General features: G+C 63.3%; 8 protein-coding genes and 1 tRNA gene. 5 read left to right on the plus strand and 4 right to left on the minus strand.

Annotated elements, in window-relative coordinates:
• Window positions 1-78: 78 nt before the first annotated feature.
• From egtD to HWX25_RS07080, 3 genes are read right to left on the minus strand one after another with little or no spacing between them, the layout of a single operon-like run.
• The gene (egtD, locus tag HWX25_RS07070) at window positions 79-1,092 is read right to left on the minus strand and encodes an L-histidine N(alpha)-methyltransferase (protein ID WP_059690691.1); all 1,014 of its coding nucleotides are present in this window, start codon (window positions 1,090-1,092) and stop codon (window positions 79-81) included.
• The gene (gene egtB / locus HWX25_RS07075) at window positions 1,076-2,305 is read right to left on the minus strand and encodes an ergothioneine biosynthesis protein EgtB (protein ID WP_175907856.1); all 1,230 of its coding nucleotides are present in this window, start codon (window positions 2,303-2,305) and stop codon (window positions 1,076-1,078) included. Before egtB ends, egtD begins: the two co-directional genes overlap by 17 nt.
• Window positions 2,302-2,715 carry a hypothetical protein gene (locus HWX25_RS07080; RefSeq protein ID WP_175907858.1) on the minus strand — a complete coding sequence of 138 codons (414 nt, stop codon included), beginning with the start codon at window positions 2,713-2,715 and terminating at the stop codon, window positions 2,302-2,304. The genes egtB and HWX25_RS07080 overlap by 4 nt, the downstream gene beginning before the upstream one ends.
• A gap of 173 nt (window positions 2,716-2,888) precedes the next feature.
• Between HWX25_RS07080 and HWX25_RS07085 the strand changes: the two genes are divergently transcribed.
• Both HWX25_RS07085 and HWX25_RS07090 read left to right on the plus strand, forming a co-directional pair.
• On the plus strand, window positions 2,889-3,365 hold the full coding sequence (locus tag HWX25_RS07085; RefSeq protein WP_175907860.1) for a carboxymuconolactone decarboxylase family protein: 477 nt from the start codon (window positions 2,889-2,891) through the stop codon (window positions 3,363-3,365).
• Entirely contained in the window at window positions 3,365-4,246 is an 882-nt protein-coding gene (locus HWX25_RS07090; protein WP_175907862.1) for a sigma-70 family RNA polymerase sigma factor, read from the plus strand. The genes HWX25_RS07085 and HWX25_RS07090 overlap by 1 nt, the downstream gene beginning before the upstream one ends.
• A gap of 210 nt (window positions 4,247-4,456) precedes the next feature.
• Here the strand turns inward: HWX25_RS07090 and HWX25_RS07095 are convergent.
• Window positions 4,457-4,533, minus strand: a tRNA-Val gene (locus HWX25_RS07095).
• Window positions 4,534-5,230: 697 nt separating this feature from the next.
• Between HWX25_RS07095 and HWX25_RS07100 the strand changes: the two genes are divergently transcribed.
• The 3 genes from HWX25_RS07100 to HWX25_RS33380 are packed head-to-tail and all read left to right on the plus strand — an operon-like array spanning window position 5,231 to window position 6,639.
• Window positions 5,231-6,142 (plus strand): Imm72 family immunity protein, encoded by a 912-nt coding sequence (locus tag HWX25_RS07100; RefSeq protein WP_175907864.1) that lies wholly within the window; start codon window positions 5,231-5,233, stop codon window positions 6,140-6,142.
• The gene (locus tag HWX25_RS07105; RefSeq protein WP_175907866.1) at window positions 6,133-6,456 is read left to right on the plus strand and encodes a hypothetical protein; all 324 of its coding nucleotides are present in this window, start codon (window positions 6,133-6,135) and stop codon (window positions 6,454-6,456) included. Before HWX25_RS07100 ends, HWX25_RS07105 begins: the two co-directional genes overlap by 10 nt.
• A gap of 27 nt (window positions 6,457-6,483) precedes the next feature.
• Window positions 6,484-6,639: a hypothetical protein gene (locus HWX25_RS33380; protein WP_244138740.1), complete on the plus strand. Its 156-nt coding sequence runs from the start codon at window positions 6,484-6,486 to the stop codon at window positions 6,637-6,639.
• Window positions 6,640-6,983: the final 344 nt, after the last annotated feature.

Raw genomic sequence — 6,983 nt, forward strand, 5'->3', positions numbered from 1 at the left:
GCATCGAATCGGCAAAGGCGGGAATTTTTGCCGAAAAGCGCGCCGGCGACGCACGCCGTGCGCCCCGATCGAACAACGTTACGCGCGGATATCGTCGACGCTGCGCAGCCAGTGCACGCTGAACAGATTGTCCGCGTCGGTCCATACGGTGTCGGGCTCGAAGCCCGCCCGGCGCGCGATCGCATGGAAGCCGTCGATCGTGAACTTGTGCGAGTTCTCCGTGTGGATGTGCTCGCCCGCCTCGAAGCGGAATGCATGGCCACGCACGTGCACCGCTTGCGCGATATCGCTGACGAGATGCATTTCGATGCGCTGCCGTTCCCGGTCGTAAAACGCGTAATGCGAGAACGCGTCGAGATCGAAGTCCGCGCCGAGCTCGGCGTTCGCGCGGGCGAGGAGGTTCAGGTTGAACCGCGCGGTCACGCCCTGCGCGTCGTTGTACGCGCGATGCAGCGTGCGCGCGTCCTTCACGAGATCCACGCCGACCAGCAGGCCGCCGCCGCGCAACAGCCGCGCGGCGTCGCGCAGGAACGCATCGGCTTCCTCCGGCGAGAAGTTGCCGATCGTCGAGCCGGGGAAGAAGCCGATGCGCCGGCGCGGCGTCTCCGTCAGTTCGGCCAGTTGCTCGGCCTTCGTGTAGTCGGCCGCGATCGGCGCGACGTCGAGCCACGGATACGCGGCACGCAGCCGCGCGGCGGCGCCGTGCAGGTAGTCGGCCGAGATGTCGATCGGCACGTAGCGCGCCGGCGCGTTCGCGTAGTTGTCCGCACATGCGTCGAGCAGCACGCGGATCTTCTCGAGCGAGCCCGCGCCGAATTCGACGATGTCCGCATGCGGGCCGACGCGCCGCACGATCTCGGCCGCGCGATCGCGCAGGATGCCGAGTTCCGTGCGTGTCGGGTAGTACTCGGGCAACTCGCAGATGCGGTCGAACAACGCCGAGCCGGCCGCATCGTAGAAGTATTTCGGCGAAATGCTGCGCGGCGTGCGCGACAGTCCGTCGATCAGATCGCGCTCGAACGCGCTCGGCCGCGAATCGCGGGCGGGTTGCAGGCCACCGCTCGTGGCCGTCAGATCAGACGTCTCGCGCAAGTCGCACTCCCGTGAATTGCCAGCGCGCGGCCGGCGGAAAGAAATTGCGGTACGTCGGCCGTTCGTGCCCCGGCGGCGTCGCGATGCTGCTGCCGCGCAGGACCTGCTGGCCCACCATGAACTTGCCGTTGTATTCGGCGGCGACGCCCGCGAGCGGCCGAAAGCCCGGATACGGCTCGTAGGACGAACGCGTCCACTGCCACACGTGCCCGAGCATCTGCTGAATACCGTCCGCGCCGACTGCGGCTTCCCATTCGAATTCGGTCGGCAGGCGTGCACCGGCCCACTCCGCGTACGCGGCCGCTTCGTAGAAGCTCACGTGACACACGGGCGCATCGGGCGCGAGCGGCTCCACGCCGTGCAGACCGAACGCGCGCCATGCGTGTACGGTTTCCCGCTCACCATCGTCGTCGGAAATCCAGTAAGCGGGCCCCCGCCACCCTTCCCGCTGCACCGTCGCCCAGCCGTCCGACAGCCAGTATTCAGGGCGTGCGTAACCGCCGTCCGCGATGAAGGCCGCGAATTCCGCATTCGTCACGAGACGGTTCGCGATCTCGCTCGGACGCACGAGCGCCGTATGGCGCGGCCGTTCGTTGTCGAACGAGAACGTGTCGCCGTCGTGGCCGATCTCGACGAGTCCGCCCGGCTGTTGCAGCCAGCGCAACGGGCCGGCATCGCCCGCGGCCAGGGCCGCATGCCCATCGGTGCCGTTGCGCGGCCAGAACGCGGGCTTCAGCGGGTTGCACGAAAACGCATGCAGCATGTCCGTGACGATCAGCTCCTGATGCTGCTGTTCGTGATGCAGGCCGAGTTCGATCTCGGGCGCGATCGCGGCGAGCATCGTCGGATCGGCACCGTCGAGCGCGCGCAGCATCGCGTCGTCGACGTACTGACGGTACGCATGCACCTCGTCGAGCGACGGACGCGTGAGCAGCCCGCGCTGCGGCCGCGGATGGCGCGGGCCAAGCGCTTCGTAATAGGAATTGAAAAGGAACTGGAACGCGTCGTCGAACGGCGCGTAACCGCGCACGCGGCGCATCAGTACGACGGTTTCGAAGAACCAGGTCGTATGCGCGAGATGCCATTTCACGGGACTCGCGTCGGACATCGACTGCACGGCCTGGTCTTCGGCGGACAGCGTCGCCGTCAACGCGACGCTATGGGCGCGCACGTCCTGATAACGGCGCTGAAGCTGGGATGCAAGGAGGCTCATCGGTTTACCGTCCACGTCGCGATTCGCTGCGTTGCGTTGCCGGAAAAAGGAAAGCCTTGCGCTCGGATGCGCGCGGCTGACGTGCGACCTTCAATGCTGCGTCGTCGGGCAGCCGGCGCGCGCGCCGGGCCGCTGGTGCGGCGACACTTCATCTGCCCGTGCAGAACAGTATGGGCCAGAAATGTGAACGTCGCGAATCGGATTTCGGGCGAAACGAAGACGAAAGAAAAATGAAAGCACTCGCGCTTCGAGCAGCGGCGGCGTAACGAACCGTCGATGCCCGTGATGGCGGGGCCGAGAGGTCGAACGCAAAGGGCATGCCTGCGCGTCGGCATTACCGTCGCCTCATGACAGCCGCGCGGCACGCATGAAAGGTCGACGATCCGGGTGCACCGGAGGAACGGCGTCATGCAGTCGACATCGGCCCCGATCCGCACGTTGGCATCGCGGCCGTCGGTGCGATGTTCAACTGCCCTGCCCTCCGTGCGCTTCCCGGCTTTTGAAAAATTTTTCGCGTCGATGTCACACGCGCGGGGGGCTCGTTCGTCATATCACCGGAACCCACACGAAAGGAGAAGGAACCATGACTGCGAAACTCAATCCGTTTGCCGCCGCCCCCGCGCTGATGAAGAACTGGATGACCGTATCGGTCGCCGCCGCCGGGAGCCTCGAGCCGACGCTGATCGAGCTGGTCAAGATCCGCGCATCGCAGATCAACGCGTGTGCGAACTGCCTTAACATGCACACCGTCGAGGCGCGCGAGCAAGGCGAGACCGAGCAGCGCATCAACCTGCTGGCCGCGTGGCGCGAAGCGCCCTGCTACACCGACCGCGAGCGCGCGGCGCTCGGCTGGACCGACGCGCTCACGCGGCTGTCGGAGGGCCATGGCGCGCACGAAGCCGCGTATGCGGCGCTGAACGACCACTTCAGCCAGGAGGAACAGGTGAAACTCACAGTAATGATCAACGTGATCAACGGCTGGAACCGGCTGGCCGTCGGCTTCGGGCTGTGGGTCGATCCGGCTGAAGCGAAAGCCGCTGCCGCGAAGATGGTGGCCTGATGACCGACCTCGATCCGGCCGCGGGCAGCGCCGAAGACCGGGACGACGCTGCGGCGAGCTTCGATCCGCTGCGTCGCACGCTGATCCGCGTCGCGTACCGGATGCTCGGTTCCGTCGCGGACGCCGAGGACATCGTGCAGGAGGCGTTCATCCGTTGGATGGACGTCGATCGCACGGAGGTGCGCGTGCCCGAGGCGTTCCTGCGCCGCATGGTGATGCGCATGTGTCTCGACCAGCTGAAGTCCGCGCGGCACCAGCGCGAGACGTATATCGGCCCGTGGCTGCCGGAGCCGGTCGTCGAGGAAGATGAACAGGAGGACGTCACGCTGCCGCTGATGCTCGCGCTCGAACGGCTCTCGCCGCTCGAACGCGCGGCGTTTCTTCTGCACGACGTATTCGGCCTCGAGTTCGACGAGATCGCGACGACGATCCAGCGTGACCCGGCTGCATGCCGGCAGCTTGCGGCGCGGGCGCGCACGCATGTACGCGAGGCGCGGCCGCGGTTTCATGTCGAGAAGCAGCGCGGGATCGAGCTGGCCGAGGCGTTCTTCGCGGCGTCACGCAGCGGCGACATGGGCGCGCTCGGTGCGATGCTCGCCGAGGACGTGAGCCTGCATTCGGACGGCGGCGGCAAGCGGTCGGCCGCGGGCACGCCGGTGTTCGGCTTCGAGCGTGTGATGAAGGTGCACGAATACCTGGCCGGGCTGTTCGCCACGCATGCGTCGACGCTCGTGCGTGCCGGGTTCGTCAACGGGTTGCCGGGTTTCGTCACGCTGGAAGCCGACGGCGAGTTGCAGACCACGGCGCTCGAGATCGAAGACGGGAAGATCGTCGCGATCTATGTCGTGCGGAATCCTGACAAGTTGAAGCATCTGCATTGATGCTTGACGAGCGAGGGCTTTGTGCCCTGCCTTGTCGATTGCTGGCCGCCAGTCGTGCATGTATCGCACATGGAGCATCGCGCGCGTACATGCGCTATTTCGACCGCAAAAAGAAAAACGCCACGCGATGTTGCCGCGTGGCGTTTGTATGTTGGCGAGCCGGATTGCCCGTAGGCAATGCGCACTGCCAGACCCCTTCATTTTGTTCGTTGGTAGGCTCGATTGGATTCGAACCAACGACCCCCACCATGTCAAGGTGGTGCTCTAACCAACTGAGCTACGAGCCTAAGAAGCCGCGAATTATAGAGAGGGTTTTGGAGGTGCGCAAGTCCCTTCGTGAAAATTTTTTGAATCGGGCGTGTGCGGGTGTCGACGATCGATGAAGTCTCGCGATGCCGGGCACGTTGGCTTCACTGCTTCGCATCACAGTAAAACGTGTCGATGCGCTGTGATGTTATCCACATTGCCCTCTGGATAACCGTCCGGCAAGCCTCTGGATTCACAGTGGAACGATTGAGGATATGTCGGCGTGGCTGTGAATCGACGAAAAGTTGTTCTGTGCTTCACAGAGTTTTGCGTGTGCATCGCCGGTGGTTATGCGTTCCGATTCGTCTTGGAAATTCAGGGCGTTACGGAGGTTATCCACTGTGAGGCACCTAGCTTGTTAACTATCACTACGTATGTATACGAACTCTGGTAACACCTTTGGATAAGCACAGTCCGTCGACTGTGATCCGGGCAGGATATGCACTGCGTGCGGTGGATGGATCAAGCGACGTCGAAGCCGGTGACCAGTTCGAACGCTCGTATCTGTAGAATCGCCGGGGTTCAGGATCGTTGTCGGGTCAAGCGCCGACGATTCAACATGAGGTTCAATCCCGACGATCGATGAAGGCCCCCGTCGATCAGAGCTGGTGACGGATATCGCTGGCCGCGTCACGGGTGCTGATGGCCGATGTGGCCGCGGTTGCACGAGGATCCGTTATGACAAACACGCCACCGTCGTACGACATGACGGACGACACGACGCGGCGCAGGATCTTCTGGCTGCTTCAACGGCTGACCAGCTTTTCTCTCTGGAAGCGCAAGCGCGATGCGTTTGCGATCTTCGCGAATGAATATGAGAACGCGGTGAAGAACCAGTCCGCGGATGATCCGGAGCCCATGCCGGCAAATAATCTGCCGATGATCTTCGAGATCCTTGCGGCCTACGATCGAGGGTTGTCCGAGCTGGCCCGAGGGTGTCGGTTCGTCCGGCAGCGCGGCGAGCCGCTGCAATATGTGGTCGATCGGTACAACCATTTGAACGCGTATTTCTTCCCTCATCCCGATTACTGGGATCGCGGTGCGCAGGCTGCCCCGTACCCGCCGAAGGTCGATGCGCTTGTTCGACTGCTGCACGCATCGGAATACCAGATGGAGTATGCGCCGTTCGAGCCGGGATATACCGACCTCGCACAACTGTGCTCGGTTGGGCTGCTGCTTTCACCGCATGCATACGAACACAGCTTCTACACGCTGCCGTATCCGGTGTTTCCGGAGGACTTGCAGGAGATTCCGGAACCAGTCGGCCTGATGATCAAGTCCGGCGATAAAGTGCCTTGCGACGGCATCTGGGAACCCGTTACCGTCGAGCGATCGAAGTGGCTTGGCATCGTGCCGGTGGGCGGTTGCCGCGTGTTCCCGAACAGGGGGTGCTTCAATTACCTGGGCAGAGGAACGCGAGCGCCGAACGTCAGAGATGCAATGGAGCTGGCCGTGCGCACGCGATGGCGCTTGCTGTGGGAAGACAGGCGTTACGTGGATGGCGTCATTCCCGACGAGTCGTCGTATTTTCTCGAGGCAGGCGCGAAGCCACCGGCAGTTTCGGGGAAACAGGTGACGCGATGCCGCTGATGAATTGCCTGTCCCACGGACTCGTAGGCGGCGAGCTCGTGACGCGGACCGTATCCGACCTCATTAACGACCGCAGCAACTGGAAGGGCGGCCGTCGGATCGTCCCGCTGCTGCTCGTGCGGCACGAAATCGAGTATCCCGGCTACATGCTGGAATCCGAAGAGGCGAAAGTGCGCGAGCTGGGCGGTACGCATGAAGGAGGGGGTGTCTACCGCTTTAACGACGACGAGTCGATGGAAGCAGCCATCGGACTACTGACGGCAACGTGTGCTGATTGCTTAAGGGAATTGATGGCCGTGCAGAAAGAAGCGTAAGGTGAACGCGATGTCTAAGGGTGACGGATGGCCAAGCTGAATTTCGGGACCATCGGCCGATGCTCCGTCGATCTCGATATCGCGGCGCTGCTCGGTCTGGGGGCTGCCTGTGAAGAGTTTGCAAAGACCGGGCAGGGTCTGTATCACGGACGAAAGTGCGGCCAGAACGGATCCTGGGCCTGAGGACTAAGTCATCAGCGTGACCTTCGTGGCGAAGATGCCTCCCGGCATGCGTGGGCTCGGCAATGCGAGCCCGCTCGGGACGTCGATCAAGTACGTGATCTCCCCGGAAGCCGGCGAGATTCTCGGGACTTACTCGACAAAGTGATGTTCGTGCGACCGTAGCGCCCGAATGTCGCGTGTGGACAACCGGCACGCAAAACAATCAGGAACGCTGTGCGCCCCGTTACTATCTTCGTGCCCCGATAATCGGGGCTTTGGCCAGCCAGGCCCGGCATGATTCTCGCCCCCAGTCGCAGTCATGATCCGGGGGGTGTTGTCACCGGGCCTGGTGGGTGGCTGGTGAT

Origin of the sequence: Burkholderia sp. BCC1640 (assembly GCF_902833125.1) — a bacterium.
In the GTDB taxonomy this organism is placed as follows: Bacteria; Pseudomonadota; Gammaproteobacteria; order Burkholderiales; family Burkholderiaceae; genus Burkholderia; species Burkholderia diffusa.